Raw genomic sequence first — 14,038 nt, 5'->3', positions numbered from 1 at the left:
TCCCCCGCCGTCCCCACCCGGCTCCCGCTTCACACGGGGAATGCGAGCTGCGTGCCCAGCACACTGAACACCAACGTGCCCGGCTGGCCTGGCTGCCAGGTCAGGCCGCCGCCGATGTGGGTGGCGTCGATCGGATTGATTTGCAGGCTGAGGCCGCGCGTATCGTCGGTACTGGAGAACAGCACCGTCAGCAGGCCCGCCGGACTGCCGAAGCCGATGCCGCCGATCGGCACCGGCGTCAGGCCGGTCAGCAGCGGCACCGAGATCGTGCCCTCGGCCGGCAGGATGAACAGCTCGATGGTGGGCCGGTCGATCGTCGCGCCCATCAGCGCTTGCATGTCGCGGGCGCGGGCGTCGGCGGCGAGATCGGTGAAGCGGTAGCGCAACGTGCCAAGCAGGGTCAATCCTTGCGTACCCTTCAACAGCAGACTGTAGACAAATTCATCCATCATAACCTCCGTCCAGGTTGAGTGGTCACCAAGCGCGAGCAATAGTGACGAAGAGAACTTCCCGCCCGATATGGCAGAAGTCCAGCTTACCCAGCCCGACGGAAAGCGATATGATCAGATCGACATTGGCTGCTGTTCGTCGATGGATCAATACGCCGTTTGCGTGTACGGGCGCGCCGCCGCGCCCCTGCCCCACGCCTTGTTCGGTTCCTTGTCCATCGTAAACACCAGTTCGCCGCCGGCCATGATTTGCTCGTGGCGCAGGAAAGTCTGCGCCAGCGGCTTGCCGTTCAGGGTCACGCCGGCGACATAGGCGTTGTCGGCGCTCATACCCACGGCGCGGATGGTGAAGGTCTTGCCGTTGGGCAGATTCATCACCGCCTTGTCCAGGAAGGGACGGCCGATCACGTACTCGTTGCTGCCCGGCGCCACCGGATAGAAGCCCAGCGCCGTGAAGGCCAGCCAGGCCGACATCTGCCCCAGATCGTCGTTGCCCGACAAGCCCTGCGGCGTGGCGTTGTACTGCGACGCCACCACCTGCGTCAGGCGCTGCTGGGTCTTCCACGGCGCGCCGGCGTAGTTGTACAGATAGGCCACGTGGTGCGACGGCTCGTTGCCGTGTGCGTAGTGGCCGATCAGGCCGGAAATATCCTCCATGTGCGCGTAGACGTTGTCGTCGACCTTGGCGTCGAACATCATGTCGATCTTCTTTTGCAGACCGGCATCGCCGCCGAGCATCTTGATCAGGCCGGCGTTATCGTGCGGCGAATACCAGGAATATTGCCAGGCGCTGCCCTCGGTGTAGTCGCTGCCGAAGTTCGAGCGCACCGGATCGAACGGTTCGCGGAACTTGCCGTCCGACTTTTTCGCGCGCAGGAAGCCGGTCTTGGCGTCGAAGGAGTTGCGATAGTTCAGCGCCCGCTTGTAGTAGCGCGCGGCGACATCCTTCTTGCCCATCTTCTCCGCCATGCGGGCGATGGTCCAGTCGTCGAACGCGTACTCCACCGTCTTCGACGCCGCCTCCGGCTCCAGGTCGATCGGCACATAGCCGAGCTTCATGTAGTGCTGAAGGCCGCCGTAGGGACCATACTCGGCGCTGCTGGTCATGGCCTTGAGCGCCTCCTCGGCGTCGAAGCCCTTCATCCCCTTCATGTAGGCGTCGGCGATGACCGGCACCGCGTGGTAGCCGATCATGCACCACGTCTCCAGCCCGTGGTACTGCCACACCGGCAGGATGCCGTAGGGGCTGGCCTTTTGCGAGGCGATCAGCGAGCGCACGAAATCGACGTTGCGCTGCTCCGGCTGGATCAACGTCAGCAGCGGATGCAGCGCGCGGTAGGTGTCCCACAGCGAGAAGGTCGAATGGAAGCGGAAGCCGTCGGCCTGGCGGACCTCGTTGTCCGGCCCGCGATAGCGGCCGTCGCGGTCCATGAACAGGCCGGGCGCCAGCATGCTGTGGTATAGCGCCGTGTAGACCATGGTTTTCATCGGCGCGGCCGCCTCGATCGCCACCGCGCCCAGCGCCTGGTTCCACGCCGCCGAGGCGCTGGCGCGTTCGGCGTCGAAGTCCCAGCCCGGCATCTCGGCCAGATTGGCGATCGCGCCCTCCTCGCTGACGGCCGATATCGCCACCTTCACCAGCAGCTTGCCGTCGGCCGGCACGCCGAATTCGAGCGCGCCGACCAGCGCCTTGCCCTCGACGAAAGGCTTGAGGTTGGGGTCGGCGCCAGGGCCGCTGCCGGGACTGGCGAAGCCCTTGTATTCGATATCGGTTTCCATGTTGCGCAGCGCGCGCGCCGTCAGCGGCTGCGAGAACGCGATGGCGAAGTACAGTTGGCGTCCGGCCGCCCAACCGCGCGTCTCTCGCATGCCGGTGATCAGTTTATCGTCGCGCACGCGCAGGCGCGACCACAGGTTCTTGGCCTTGTAATCGTAGATGCTGCTGCGCAGGTCCAATATCACCTTGGCCGGCGCGCCGGCGGCGTAGCGGTAGCGGTGCAGGCCCACCCGCTCGCTGGCGGTCAGTTCGACATCGACCTCGTTGTCGAGCAGCTTGACGGCGTAGTAGCCCGGCTCCGCGCGTTCGTCCTTGTGGCTGAAGCGCGAGCGGTAGCCGCTGAAGGGACGCTCGGGATAACCCGGTTCCAGCTTGGTCTCGCCGCTGTAGGGCATCAGCAGCACGTCGCCCAGGTCCGAATGGCCGCTGCCGGAAAAGTGCGTGTGCGAGAAGCCGAGGATGCTGTCGTCCTCGTAACGGTAGCCGGCGGCCCACGGATAGCTCTGGCGGAACGGCCGCACCTGCGTGTCCGGGCTGAGCTGGATCATGCCGAACGGACGGGCCGCGCCGGGGAAGGTGTGGCCGTCGCCGCCGGTGCCGATGAAGACGTTCACGGCGGCGGCGGGACTGTCTGGCGCCGCCGCGGTGGCGGCCTGCGACATCGAGGGGATCAACAGGGCCAGCGCCAGCGCGCCGGCCGGCAGCAAGGTAATCGCGTTCATCGGTTTCCTTTTATTTATACCAGGGGCGTGTCACTTGCAGCGGCCTGACGTCGAGGCGCATGTCCAGCACCGTGTAGGCGTCCATCGTGGCGGAGCTGTAGCCGGTGGTGCCGGCGTCGCGCGTCAGCTTGAACTCGAATCCGAGGTCCTGGCGCGGGTCCAGCGGCCCGGCCGTAGCGATGCCGATCGCCTGCGTCTCGCTGTTGTCGACCAGTTTGGACATCAGGATCAGGATGGTGTTGTGGCCGAGGACATCGGTCGAATACACCGGCTCCTTCAGATACGGCTTTTTCGGATCGACCTTGCCTTCGATCTTGTCGGCGGACGGCGTGTATTTGTGCGTGGCCAAGTCGTAGCGGTCGTCGCGGTCAAGGTAGCTCAGACGCACATTGGACAGGTTGAAGTCCTTGACCTTGGGATCGACCTTGGCCCGCGCCAGGTCGACCAGCAGCGCGCCCTGGTAGCCCACCACCTCCACGTGGCGGCGGCCGGTGATGATGACGGCGGAGTTTTCATCGATGCCGATGCCCAGCTTGTAGCCCTTTTTCAGCATGGCCGGCAGCATGCGCGCGAAGCGCCCGCGCGCCAGCAGGTGCTGGTCGACGAAGATGTCGTCGCCGATGAAACCGAGGCCGGTGGCCAGCTCGCGGCCGTTGACGCCCTCGCTCAGGGTGCCGAAGACGGTCTTGGCGTCGTAGAACATGGTGCTGCTCATGATGGCCGCGCCGGCGCTGGTGCCGGCGATGACGCCGCCGCGCCGGTAGACGTCCCAGATCGCTTCCAGCACCGCCGTGCGGGTGCCGTCCGGGCGCACCAGCGCCTGCGTGATCAGCGCCTGGTCGCCGCCGGAGAAGTAGACGCCGCCGGCGTCGCGGATCGAGGCGGCCAGCGTTTCGTCCTCGGCGTCGCGTTTGTAGTCGCGCTCTTTCATCTTCACGGCGATCGGCACCACGAAGGCCGCCGCGCCGTACTTGTTCAGCCCCTCCGCCAGATAGGCGCCGGCGCGCGCCGGATTACCCGAGGCGCTGGGAAGCACGGCGATGCGGGCGCCGGCGCCCCCGGCCAGCTGCACCATGCGCTGCCAGATCACGGCGTTATCGCCGCGCACCGCGCCGCCGGCGATCAGCAGCGAGCCTTTGGGCGACTCGTCCTGCTGCCTGACCGGCGTGCGCAGCGGCTCGACCGCGCGCGCCAGCGGCACGGCCGCCAGCAGCATTAACGCCAACGGCACCTTCACGGCCATCGGCGCTTGCCACAATTTCCGGGCCAAGCGCCGCGCCGCATGAACAATCCCCGACATATTTCTCCCCATGTTGCTAACCATAGATACACGCATCTAAAATGACATTGTTGAAAGAGTACCAAATTTATTGGCGGTGGTGAGTATGAATTTGGTAATATGGCTGGTTGCCTTTTCCATCACCCCCATGCGCGAACACCTGCTCACCCCCTCGCTGTCGGCCCACGCACCGCCGGCCACGCTGTATTCGATCAGATCGAGCTTCCTGGTCGCCGTGTTCGGCGGCCCGCTGGCGATCCTGCTTTATGCCTCGCTCAATTCCTGGCGCTTGCGGCGCGCCGCCGACATCCCGGTCTACATCGCCGGCCTGGCGCTGCTGGTCGCGCTGCTCTACGCGGCGATCGCGGCCCCGCACACGCTCTCCGGCCTGGCCGGCCTCCTCGGCAAGGACACCATGCGCGCCCTGTCAAGCGCGCTGTCCATGGGACTTTGCGGCGTGTTCTACCTGCTGCACAAGAAACAACACCGCTCCGCCGCGCTGTTCGACACCAAGCCGCCGTCGCCATGGATACCGGCCATCGCCTGCATGGTGGCGGGCTACTTCGGCATCCGCGGCATCGCGACGTTGATGGCGGGAGCGCTGGCATGAACGACGGCGCACAACTGACACCGCGCGCCTATGCGCTGCAGCTGGAAGGCCTGATCGAGCGCCGCCGCTTCCAGCAGGCGCGCGGGCTGCTGGCCGACGCGCTGCGCCAGTATCCCGACGACCCGCGCCTGCTGTTCTCCTCGGCCCATGTCGATTATCTCACCGACGACAAGGAAGACGCGCGCCATACGCTGCAACAGATCCTGGCGCGCCACCCGGACGACTACCTGGCGCGTTCGCTGATGGTCAACATCCATCGCGACGCCGAGGAACTGGAGCAGGCCGAGGCGGTGCTGCTCGATCTGCTGCGCGAGTATCCGGAGGCGGCGTACGAATACGCCCGCTACGCGATGCTGATGTACCGCACCATGCATATCGATAAAGCCAAGGAACTGGCGCGCGAGGCGCTGCGCCTGGACCCCAACGACGAACTGGCGCTGACCGCCTGCCTGATCGGCGACATCATCGACGGCCGCCCCGGCGCCGAGCGCGCCAGCCTGGCGTCGCTGATGCAGGGGCATCCCGAGAGCGAGAGCACGGCGCGCATGCTGATCACGCACCTGGTCGGGCGTGGCCGCTACCGCGCCGCCAAGCGCATCGCCATCGAACTGCTCAAACTCTACCCGCACTCGCGCGAAGTGCTCGAGCTGGTGGTGCAACTGGAAGCACTGAGCCACTGGAGCATGCTGCCCCTGTGGCCACTGAACCGCTGGGGCTGGGGCGCGTCCGCCGCGCTCTACTTCATCGCCCTGCTGGGCATGAACCTGATCCGGCGCGACGCGCCGCTGGCCGCCGATATCGCCACCTACACGATCCTGGGATACTGCGCGTATTCCTGGGTCTACCCCTCCCTGCTCACGCGCTGGCTCAAACGCCGCGCCGGACTTTGAACGGAATGACCATGCACCGCGAAGAACTAGAAACCGCCCTGGTAAGCGATCCATTCAACGTCGCCAACCGCCTGGCCTACGCCGGCCTGCTGCTGGCGGGGGGCGACGCGCAGGCGGCGCTGACCCAATTCGAACTGGCCGAACGCCAGCGCGCCGACGCCGCCGCCCTCAGCGGCAAGGCGCAAGCCCTGCTGGCACTGAAACGCGACGCCGAGGCGCTGGCCGCCTACACCGCCGCGCGCCAGCACGACGGCTTCGCGTCCGTGGAGGAGCTGGAACAGCTGCAACAGCGCGCCCGCCCCTCGTCCGGCCCCGCCTTGTCGCTGGTGGGCGCCTCCGCCAACGTGATTGCGCTCAAGCCGCAGCCGGCCGGCCAGATCGGCTTCGCCGACGTCGGCGGCATGGAGGACTTGAAGAAGACGCTGCGCTTGCACATCATCGAACCGTTCCTGCGTCCCGGCCTGTTCGCCAGGTTTAAAAAGAGCGGCGGCGGCGGCATCCTGCTGTACGGACCACCCGGCTGCGGCAAGACCATGATCGCCCGCGCCATCGCCGGCGAATGCAAGGCGTCCTTCATCTCGGTGGGCATCAGCGAAGTGCTGAACATGTGGATGGGCGAGAGCGAACGCAATCTGGCGCAGCTGTTCGAGAAGGCGCGCGCGCAAAAACCGTGCGTGCTGTTCTTCGACGAACTCGATGCGCTGGCGTTTTCGCGCTCGAAGGCGCACAGCGAGCATAGCCGCACCATCGTCAACGAATTCCTGTCCCAGCTCGATGGTTTCGAGCGCGACAACCGCGACGTGCTGTTCCTGGCCGCGACCAATATGCCGTGGGACGTCGACCAGGCCATGAAACGCACCGGACGCTTCTCGCGCCAGCTGTTCGTGCCGCCGCCGGACGCCGAGGCGCGCAAGCATATCGTCGAGATCAAGCTGCGCGACATCCCGGTCGAAGGCGTCGACGTCGACGCGCTGGTGGCGGCCACGCCGCACTTCTCCGGCGCCGACATCGACGGCCTGGTCGACCTGGCCAAGGAAAGCACGCTGCACGACATCCTGTCGGGTAATCCGGAGCGGCCGATCGGCCCGGCCGATATCGCCTACGCGCTCGACCTGATGCAGCCGTCGACGGTGGAATGGCTCAAGACCGCCCGCAACCTGGTGCGCTACGCCGGCAGCGACGACAGCTACCGCGACGTCGAGAAGTACCTGAAGAAGACCAAGTTCGTTTGACGCTTGTTCGATCCAGCTTATCCAGCCCCATTATCCAGTCCCACTCACCCAACCCAATATGACCGCCGACACCGTGGATACCACTACCCAGCAAGGCAATGAACTCAAGCGCGGCCTCAAAAGCCGCCATATCCAGCTGATCGCGCTGGGCGGCGCCATCGGCACCGGACTTTTCCTCGGCATCGCGCAGACGATCCAGATGGCCGGGCCGTCGGTGCTGCTGGGCTACGGCGTGGCCGGCATCATCGCCTTCTTCATCATGCGCCAGCTCGGCGAGATGGTGGTCGACGAGCCGGTGGCCGGCTCGTTCAGCCATTTCGCCGACAAATACTGCGGCAACCTGGCCGGCTTCCTGTCCGGCTGGAACTACTGGGTGCTGTATGTGCTGGTCAGCATGGCCGAGCTGTCGGCGGTCGGCATCTACGTCCAGTACTGGTGGCCGGGAATACCGACGTGGGTGTCGGCGCTGGCCTTCTTCGCCATCATCAACGGCATCAGCCTGGCCAACGTCAAGGCCTTCGGCGAGATGGAATTCTGGTTCGCCATCATCAAGGTGGTGGCCATCGTCGGCATGATCGGGTTCGGCGGCTACCTGCTGGTGTCGGGCGAGGCCGGCCCGCAGGCGACCATCGCCAACCTGTGGCAGCACGGCGGCTTCTTCCCCAACGGCTTCGGCGGCCTGGTGATGGCCATGGCCGTCATCATGTTCTCGTTCGGCGGCCTGGAACTGATCGGCATCACCGCCGCCGAGGCGGACGACCCGACCCGCACCATCCCCAAGGCCACCAACCAGGCCATCTACCGCATCCTGATCTTCTACATCGGCGCGCTGGGCATCCTGCTGTCGCTGTACCCGTGGCAGAAGGTCGTCACCGGCGGCAGCCCGTTCGTGCTGATCTTCCAGGCGCTCGACAGCAATATGGTGGCGCACGTGCTAAACGCGGTGGTGCTGACGGCCGCGCTGTCGGTGTACAACAGCTGCGTCTACGCCAACACCCGCATGCTGTACGGCCTGGCGAAACAGGGCAACGCGCCGCGCCTGCTGCTGACCGTGAACCGGCGCGGCGTGCCGCTGGCGGCGCTGGGCGTGTCGGCACTGGCGACCGGCGTCTGCGTGGCCGTCAACTACTTCATGCCGGGCAAGGCGTTCGGCTTCCTGATGGGGCTGGTGGTGTCCGCGCTGATCATCAACTGGGCCATGATCAGCTGGATCCACTTGCGCTTCCGCGCGCACAAGAAGGCCGAAGGCAAGACCACGCTGTTCCGCAGCCTGGGCTACCCGCTGACCAACTACCTGTGCCTGGCCTTCCTGGCCGGCATCCTAGTGGTCATGTACCTGACGCCGGACCTGCAGCTGTCGGTGTATCTGATCCCGGTGTGGCTGATCGCGCTCAGCGCCGGCTACTGGGTGCGCCAGCGCCGGGCCGGCGGGAGCTGAGCAGCAACCGGTTCCGACGATTTTTCAACCAGGGGCCGCGCCCTCGCGCGCGTAGCGGCTCGGGGGCCGGCCGACATGTCGGCTGAACGCGATGCTGAACGTGCTCGCCGAACTGTAGCCGACGCGTTCGGCGACCTGGGCCAGGCCAAGATCCTGGCGGCGCAGCAGATCCTTGGCCAGCGCCATGCGCCAGGCGAGCAGGTATTCCATCGGCGGCATGCCCACGGCGCGCAGGAAGCGCTCGAAAAACGCCGAGCGCGACAGCGCCGCGTTCTTCGCCAACTGCGCCATCGTCCATGGACGTCCGGGATCGTCATGCATCTGCCGCATCGCCTGCGCCAGCCGCGCGTCGGCCAATCCCCGCAGCAGACCCGGCGGCGCATCTTCCCCGGGCGTCGAGCGCAGCGCCTCGATCAGCAACACTTCCACCAGCCGCGTGAGCACCAGGTCGCGCCCTGTCCGCTGTCGGACCGCTTCCTCGCCGACCAGCCGCACAAGCAGGGCGAATCGTTCGACGCCGCGCACGTGCATCTGCGCCGGCAGCAGCGATACGAGCAACGCCGCATCGGGCGAATCGAAAACGAAGTACCCCCCTAGCAAACGCACATCGGGCGGCCCGCCTTGCGTGCCGTGGCGTATTTCATCCGTTGGCGCCGGCGCCGCCTTGGGGTCGACCTGGACTGGTGTCACCGGCTCGAAACCCGACAAGGTGAAGCCCGGCGTGGCGGGCAGGAGCACGAAGTCGCCGGCCTGCAGCGTGATCGCCTGCTGGCCATCGACCGCGAGCAGGCTGGAACCCTCGAGCACGGCGCAGAAGCTCGGCTGACCGAAGTCGGCATAGCGCACGCCCCACCGGCCTGCGCCGCTGATGCACTTGGAGTACACCGCGCGCGGCTGGAGCAGCGCGATGACATCCGAAAGAGGATCGCTCATGTCTGGACTCTCGAACGTGGATTCTGGACTTTCGATTGTAGTTCGTCCGGCACATTTTCGCTATCGTTAAGCCTTGCTAACCAACAAGGAACACCAATATGAAAACAGTATTGATCACCGGCTGCTCTTCCGGCTACGGCCGCGCGACCGCCCTGCACTTCCACGCCCAGGGATGGAACGTGCTGGCCACCATGCGCACCCCGAACGAGGACGGGATGCCGCGCTCGGACCGGCTGCGCATCCTGGCACTCGACGTCACCAGGCCAGAGAGCATCGCGTCGGTGCTCGACGCCTGCGGGCCCATCGACGTGTTGGTCAACAATGCGGGAATCGGCGTCGTCGGCGCCTTCGAAGCCACGCCGATGACCACCGTGCGCGAGGTATTCGAGACCAACACCTTCGGCACAATGGCGATGACGCAAGCGGTGCTGTCACAATTTCGCGCGCGCAGGTCCGGCGTGATCGTGAACGTAACCTCCAGCGCGACTTTGGCGCGGATGCCGTTGGCCGCCGCGTACACCGCCAGCAAGGCGGCCATCGAAGGGTTCACCGGCTCGCTCGCGTTCGAGCTGGCGTACTTCAACGTGCAGGCCAAACTGGTGGAGCCAGGCTACGGCCCGACGACTAACTTCGCCAGCAACGGCGGCGCGCGGATGGCGGGGCTGATACCCGAAGCCTATATGCCGTTCGCGGAGCCCATCTTCGCCGGATACGCGCGGCCGGCGGCGGTGACGACCGAGTCGGACGTTGCCGGGATGGTGTGGCGGGCGGCGAACGACACCACCGGACAGCTTCGGTTCCCGGCGGGCGCCGACGCGATGGCGCTGGCACAGTCGAGATGAACGGAGCAAGCGGCCAGCTCTCCCACATGGCGCCACGCGGTATTCCCATGTCCTCGTTCTTGCCAAAACGCGCACCATCAAAGGGCTCCATCCGGAGCCCTTGGTTCTGTCCACCACGCACCCACGATGCACCGTCCGCGTGGCGACGGTGCTTCAGCGCACCCGGCCGCGCCGCACCAGGTTGACGATCGCCAGCAGGATCAGCGCGCCAATGAACGACACCCCTAGCGACGCCAGGCTGAAATCGTCCGAATTGATGGTGCCGGTCCCCAGCAACGGTGCCAGCAGCCAGCCGCTCAGCAACGCGCCGACGATGCCGACCACGACATTCAATATCACCCCTTGCTGCGCGTCCGTCTTCATGACCAGGCTGGCAAGCCAGCCCAGAACGCCGCCTATGACTATCCAAAGTATCAGATTCATCGCATCCCCCTTGTTGGAAAAAGCCGGCCGGGCGGCCGGTCGAGTGATTATCCGAAGCCTGAGACACCGCTGCTATCGGCTCTCACGCCGCCCCCGCGTGGGATTGGTCCTAGCCCGCTTGACGGCCAACTTCACGCACCATGTTGCCGGGCTTGTTGCTGACCCGGTTGCCGGGCCGAGAACGGCCGCGCATCGGTCGGCAGGTCGATCGTCACGGTCGTGCCGCGCTCGGCCGAGCTATCGATCAGCACGCTGCCGCCATGCGACTCGGCCACATGCCGGACGAACGGCAAGCCCAGCCCCCAGCCCTGCACGCCGTCGCGCGCATGGCGGTGGAACATCAGGAACACGTCGGCGATCCGGTCCTCGGGGATCGGCTCGCCGCTGTTGCTGACGGCGATGCTGGCGCGGCCCGGCGCGGCGGAAATGGCGATCCGCACAGGCCGCTCCGGATCGCCGTACTTCCAGGCATTGCGCAGCAGGTTATCCAGCGCGCGCTTGAGCATGCGCCGGCTCCAGTGGCCGGGCGGCGCGTCGCCTTCCAGCTGGTAGGGGCCGGGCCGCTGCGGCGCGTCGCGCAGCACCTCCCAGGCCAGCTCGCGCAGGCCGAAACAGCTGATATCGAGCGGCAGCTTCTGGGCGCTGTTCAGCGCCGCCGTGTCGAGCAGCTCGCGCACCATCGCATCGATCTGCTCGACATTTGACTGGATGCGGGCGGCCAGGTCGGCCGCATGTTCCGGCTCGGGCCGCCTCGCCAGCAGGGTCGCCGCCATGCCGATCGTGCTGAGCGGCGTGCGCAGATCGTGCGCCAGGGTGGCCACGTAGTCCTGGCGCAGCCGCTCCTGGGTGGCCGTGTAGGCGGCGATCGCCTCCCGCACGGCGGCGTCGACCGATTCGTGCACCTGCACCAGTTGCTCCGGCGTCAGCGGCACCCGCTCCCGTTCGACCATCCTCAGGAACACGCGCTTGAAGATCTGGTACTCGGCGATGAGCTCGTGCGGCTGGTAACCGGTCATGCGGGCCCGTTCGTCGCCATGGGCCGAGGCGATCGACGCGCCTTCGACGGCGTCACGGCGCGGATAACCCGGCGCCAACGCCTGCACCAGGTTGTCGTAGAACGTCGGCAAGGTGTTGATCAGTATTGGCGGCAGCAACTGGTTGGCGCGCTGGATATCGGCCAGGATGGCCGCCGTCCAATCGCCCATCAGTTGCTCGCGCAGGTCGAGCAGCTGCCGCGCCAGCGGCGGCAGGTCCCGCGGACGGTCGTCGCAGTCGGTGCCGATGACGGCCGGCGCGCTCTTTCTTTTCGGCGTATCGCTCATTCACACCCCGGGTAGTGGAAACAGGTTGGCGCCGTGGCGGGTGGCCTCGCAGATCGCGTCGAGCGCCACCTTGGGACTGCGGTCGGCGTTGAGCAGGCCGTTGGTCTCCTGGAAGGTGTCGGTGAACTGCGTGTAGCAAAAGCCGCTGAACATCGTCGTCTCCGACACCGCCTTGAGCAACTCGGTGTATTGGGTCAGGAAGGACTCGGCGTCGGTCGCGCGCGAGTAGCCCCAGGTACGGCTGCCGGTGGCGCGGGTGTCGTAGGCGATGCCGCCGAACTCGGTGAGCACGATGGGCTGGCCGCGGTGCGGAAAACCGTCCAGGGTGAGGATGCGCCCGCCGGGACGGCGCTGGTCGAACAGCGTGCGCACCGGGTCGCTCACCTCGTAGCGCTGGCGCAGCCGCACCGGATCGGCGTCGTAGTCGTGGATGCCCAGGATGTCGGTGGCCGAGGCCTCCCAGCCGTCGTTGCCGATCACCGGGCGGGTCGAATCGAGCATGCGCGTCAGGTGGTACAAGGCCTCGACCGCATTGCGGTGCGCCTGCATCGACGTCAGGTTCGGCACGCCCCACGACTCGTTGAACGGCACCCACACGATCAGGCACGGGTGGCTGTAGTCGCGCTCGATCGCCTCGGTCCATTCCTTCAGCAGCCGCGTGATCGCGCGCGCGCTGAAGGCGTAGCCGGACGGCATTTCGCCCCACACCAGCAGGCCGAGCCGGTCGGCCCAGTACAGGTAGCGCGGGTCCTCGATCTTCTGGTGCTTGCGCACGCCGTTGAAACCCATCTCCTTGGCCAGTTCGACATCGCGGCGCAGCGCGGCGTCCGACGGCGCCGTCATCAGGGTGTCGGGCCAGTAGCCCTGGTCGAGCACCAGCCGCAGCGGATACGGACGGCCGTTGAGCATGAAGCGGTCGCGGTTGATCGCCACCGAGCGCATCGCCGTGTACGAGCGGACCCGGTCGATGACCTGGTCGCCGTGGTACAGGGTCAGCTGGGCGTCGAGCAGGGTCGGACTTTCCGGGCTCCACAGCAGGTCGTTGCGCGAATCGTCGATGCCGGGGTCCGACAGCACGATCTTGCGGGTGGCCTCCATGCCGACCATCAGGTAGCGGTCCGCCGCCAGCAGCGTGTCGTCGTGGGTGACGCGCACCTCGACCGACATGTCCCCGCGCGGATCGCCGCCGGCCAGCACCTCGCAGCCGATCTCGAAGCCGTCGAACACCGGCGTCCAGCGCAGCGCGCGGATATAGGTCGCCGGCAGCGGCTCGAGCCAGACGCTTTGCCAGATGCCGGTGGTGCGCGGATACCAGATCGAATGCGGCTCGAGCTGCCAATCCTGCTTGCCGCGCGGCTTGGCCAGGTCGGCCGGATCGTCCTCGGCCCGCACCACCAGCGTTTGCACCGGCGCATCGGCCAGCACGTCGGTGATGTCGGCGCAAAACGGTGTATGGCCGCCCTCGTGGTCGGCCACCAGCATGCCGTTGACCCACGCGCGCGCATGGTAATCGACCGCGCCGAAATGCAGCATCGTGCGCGGCGCGCGCCAAGCCAGCTCGAAGCGGCGCCGGTACCAGCAGACGCAGTGAAACGATCGGTCGCCCAGCCCGCTCGCGGCGGACTCGGGCGCGAACGGCACGTTGATGCGGTGGGTCCACTCGACCTCGTCTCCGGCAATGCCGTGCCGGCGGTCGCCATCGAAGGCGAACTCCCATTCGCCGTTCAGCGATTGCCATTCGTCGCGCACCAGTTGCGGGCGCGGATATTCAAACAGAGGTTCAGTCAAACTCATGCGACTCCCCGCGTGTGAAAGCGACGGCGCCACCGCCAGATCGACTCCATGCTACCAATCTTGCGGCCCGCCCGACGTTCAATTCCGAGCAGAATTGAACGTCGGCGCACCGGCGGACCGGGCACAAGCCGCTGCCGCTCGACGGCGACGCGCTGATCGCCCGCTGCGTCGACGACTGCGTGCGCGCCGGTAACGTGGCGACGATACGCGAATGGATGGAGGCATCGCCGACGTGCCTCGGTAATCGAAACATGTCATCATGGGCCTGTCTGGACTGTTGACGGATGTTAAGAATGCCGCATAGCAACTCCCGTACAGTGGTGATTC

The 14,038-nt window shown here is 66.4% G+C and carries 12 protein-coding genes; 5 read left to right on the top strand and 7 right to left on the bottom strand.

What is annotated here, in order from left to right:
• Positions 1–29 precede the first annotated feature (29 nt).
• The 3 genes from AC07P1_RS10530 to AC07P1_RS10520 all read right to left on the bottom strand — a co-directional run bounded on the left by AC07P1_RS10530 (position 30) and on the right by AC07P1_RS10520 (position 4,218).
• The gene (locus AC07P1_RS10530) at positions 30–449 is read right to left on the bottom strand and encodes a hypothetical protein (RefSeq protein WP_494695748.1); all 420 of its coding nucleotides are present in this window, start codon (positions 447–449) and stop codon (positions 30–32) included.
• Between the two features lie 147 nt (positions 450–596).
• Positions 597–2,948, bottom strand: coding sequence for a GH92 family glycosyl hydrolase (locus AC07P1_RS10525; RefSeq protein WP_494695747.1), 2,352 nt, complete (start codon positions 2,946–2,948; stop codon positions 597–599).
• A 10-nt stretch (positions 2,949–2,958) separates the two neighbouring features.
• The gene (locus AC07P1_RS10520) at positions 2,959–4,218 is read right to left on the bottom strand and encodes a cyanophycinase (protein ID WP_494695746.1); all 1,260 of its coding nucleotides are present in this window, start codon (positions 4,216–4,218) and stop codon (positions 2,959–2,961) included.
• Between the two features lie 115 nt (positions 4,219–4,333).
• Between AC07P1_RS10520 and AC07P1_RS10515 the strand changes: the two genes are divergently transcribed.
• The 4 genes from AC07P1_RS10515 to AC07P1_RS10500 all read left to right on the top strand — a co-directional run bounded on the left by AC07P1_RS10515 (position 4,334) and on the right by AC07P1_RS10500 (position 8,397).
• Entirely contained in the window at positions 4,334–4,837 is a 504-nt protein-coding gene (locus AC07P1_RS10515) for a hypothetical protein (protein ID WP_494695745.1), read from the top strand.
• Positions 4,834–5,727, top strand: a complete 894-nt coding sequence (locus tag AC07P1_RS10510) for a tetratricopeptide repeat protein (RefSeq protein ID WP_494695744.1) — start codon at positions 4,834–4,836, stop codon at positions 5,725–5,727. The genes AC07P1_RS10515 and AC07P1_RS10510 overlap by 4 nt, the downstream gene beginning before the upstream one ends.
• 11 nt (positions 5,728–5,738) lie before the next feature.
• Positions 5,739–6,959, top strand: coding sequence for an ATP-binding protein (locus tag AC07P1_RS10505; RefSeq protein ID WP_494695743.1), 1,221 nt, complete (start codon positions 5,739–5,741; stop codon positions 6,957–6,959).
• Between the two features lie 73 nt (positions 6,960–7,032).
• Positions 7,033–8,397, top strand: a complete 1,365-nt coding sequence (locus tag AC07P1_RS10500) for an amino acid permease (RefSeq protein WP_494695742.1) — start codon at positions 7,033–7,035, stop codon at positions 8,395–8,397.
• A 24-nt stretch (positions 8,398–8,421) separates the two neighbouring features.
• Here AC07P1_RS10500 and AC07P1_RS10495 read toward each other — a convergent pair whose 3' ends face one another.
• On the bottom strand, positions 8,422–9,330 hold the full coding sequence (locus tag AC07P1_RS10495; protein WP_494695741.1) for an AraC family transcriptional regulator: 909 nt from the start codon (positions 9,328–9,330) through the stop codon (positions 8,422–8,424).
• Positions 9,331–9,428: 98 nt separating this feature from the next.
• On the opposite strand from AC07P1_RS10495, the gene AC07P1_RS10490 reads away from it, so the two are divergent.
• On the top strand, positions 9,429–10,172 hold the full coding sequence (locus AC07P1_RS10490; RefSeq protein WP_494695740.1) for an SDR family oxidoreductase: 744 nt from the start codon (positions 9,429–9,431) through the stop codon (positions 10,170–10,172).
• Between the two features lie 153 nt (positions 10,173–10,325).
• Here the strand turns inward: AC07P1_RS10490 and AC07P1_RS10485 are convergent, their stop codons facing one another.
• The 3 genes from AC07P1_RS10485 to AC07P1_RS10475 form a co-directional block, all read right to left on the bottom strand.
• Positions 10,326–10,595, bottom strand: coding sequence for a GlsB/YeaQ/YmgE family stress response membrane protein (locus AC07P1_RS10485; RefSeq protein ID WP_494695739.1), 270 nt, complete (start codon positions 10,593–10,595; stop codon positions 10,326–10,328).
• A 131-nt stretch (positions 10,596–10,726) separates the two neighbouring features.
• Entirely contained in the window at positions 10,727–11,917 is a 1,191-nt protein-coding gene (locus tag AC07P1_RS10480; protein ID WP_494695738.1) for a sensor histidine kinase, read from the bottom strand.
• Complete coding sequence (locus tag AC07P1_RS10475) at positions 11,918–13,711, bottom strand: glycoside hydrolase family 2 protein (RefSeq protein ID WP_494695737.1); 1,794 nt, start codon at positions 13,709–13,711, stop codon at positions 11,918–11,920.
• Between the last annotated feature and the right edge of the window lie 327 nt (positions 13,712–14,038).

The organism is Duganella sp. GW821-FHT07F09 (genome assembly GCF_059418705.1).
Note: the sequence above shows the minus strand (reverse complement) of the source record. Positions and strands in the feature narration are given on the sequence as shown.

Coding starts and splice junctions, on each gene's coding strand:
- AC07P1_RS10530 (WP_494695748.1), bottom strand. CDS start 449: ATGGATGAATTTGTCTACAGTCTGCTGTTGAAGGGTACGCAAGGATTG.
- AC07P1_RS10525 (WP_494695747.1), bottom strand. CDS start 2,948: ATGAACGCGATTACCTTGCTGCCGGCCGGCGCGCTGGCGCTGGCCCTG.
- AC07P1_RS10515 (WP_494695745.1), top strand. CDS start 4,334: ATGAATTTGGTAATATGGCTGGTTGCCTTTTCCATCACCCCCATGCGC.
- AC07P1_RS10510 (WP_494695744.1), top strand. CDS start 4,834: ATGAACGACGGCGCACAACTGACACCGCGCGCCTATGCGCTGCAGCTG.
- AC07P1_RS10505 (WP_494695743.1), top strand. CDS start 5,739: ATGCACCGCGAAGAACTAGAAACCGCCCTGGTAAGCGATCCATTCAAC.
- AC07P1_RS10495 (WP_494695741.1), bottom strand. CDS start 9,330: ATGAGCGATCCTCTTTCGGATGTCATCGCGCTGCTCCAGCCGCGCGCG.
- AC07P1_RS10490 (WP_494695740.1), top strand. CDS start 9,429: ATGAAAACAGTATTGATCACCGGCTGCTCTTCCGGCTACGGCCGCGCG.
- AC07P1_RS10485 (WP_494695739.1), bottom strand. CDS start 10,595: ATGAATCTGATACTTTGGATAGTCATAGGCGGCGTTCTGGGCTGGCTT.
- AC07P1_RS10480 (WP_494695738.1), bottom strand. CDS start 11,917: ATGAGCGATACGCCGAAAAGAAAGAGCGCGCCGGCCGTCATCGGCACC.
- AC07P1_RS10475 (WP_494695737.1), bottom strand. CDS start 13,711: ATGAGTTTGACTGAACCTCTGTTTGAATATCCGCGCCCGCAACTGGTG.